The sequence below is a fragment of the Comamonas sp. SY3 genome (genome assembly GCF_041730275.1).
GTDB classification, from domain to species: domain Bacteria; phylum Pseudomonadota; class Gammaproteobacteria; order Burkholderiales; family Burkholderiaceae_C; genus Comamonas; species Comamonas sediminis.
Genome location: NZ_JBGTYN010000057.1, coordinates 1 through 993 on the forward strand (window position 1 = coordinate 1; position 993 = coordinate 993).

The window sequence follows — 993 nt, forward strand, 5'->3', positions numbered from 1 at the left end:
TGAGCAGTCGCGTCTGGTTCTTCACCTTCTCTTGGTCGGTGTAGAACTTGTCGTAATAGTTGCCGGTCGCAGCCGTGAACTTATCAGCACCGCCAAATGCGTCGATGATGTCCGAGGCCATATCAGCGCCAGCCAGCGACGTATCCATGAGCGTGAGCCCAAGCATGTCAAAGACCGAATTCACGCTGTACAGAGAGTCAGATAGACGGGTGAGCGCCTGCACTGCCGTTTCACCGGTTCGCACGTACTCGCTCATCACGAATACCTGCTCGGTGATCGTCTCAGTCACTTCTCGACCCACACGACCATACTGCTGGGTGTCGCCATCAGTAGGCAGCTCCACGTTGTCCCAAATCGTTCGGGTAACTTCGCGGGTCTGCTCTTCCCACTTGCCGAGCACCGAGCGGGCCAATTCCTCATTGGCCTGCGCCAGCGCCTGTTGAACCTTGGCAGTGGCCTCCTCTTCGGTAAGCCCAGTCAACTCCAGGCCCTTGCCGCCTGTGTCCGGATGGATCTCATCCAGACCCAGGGTCACGCGCATTGCGCGGATCGCATCGCCATCAAGCCCCAGGCTATCTGCCCGAGAGGCCGTATCCTCACGCATACCAGTGAAGGCATCCTGCAGGACCTTGATGGGTCCCTTAGAGCCTTCGATGGCGCCGTCGTACTGCGAGAGCATCTCCAAGCGGCTGTATTGCTGCTGGATTTGTCGCTCACGGTAGGCGTTGCGCTTGTCATCAGGGTTGTCAGCGATCTCCTTTTTAAGGCGCTCGATCTCTGCCTTGGACTGTTCGATCTCCTTCTCCGCCACAAGGTAGCGGTACTTGGGGCCACCAAAGAGGCTGCCGCTTTCGCGCATCAACTGATAACCGTAGAGATCGCCACCCAGCTCGCCAGTGATGCCGCTACCGACCTGCTTTTCCTCCTTGAACATGCCACCCAGATAGGCTGCGATCAGCGGCACAGCCATGACCCAGCCGCCAGATGCAACCC

1 protein-coding gene is annotated in these 993 nt (G+C 58.4%); it reads right to left on the reverse strand.

Translation table 11 applies throughout. From position 1 onward, the window contains the following. Window positions 1–970: hypothetical protein (locus ACCQ08_RS26005; protein WP_373451383.1), on the reverse strand; the 970-nt coding region annotated here is incomplete at its 3' end. Between the last annotated feature and the right edge of the window lie 23 nt (window positions 971–993).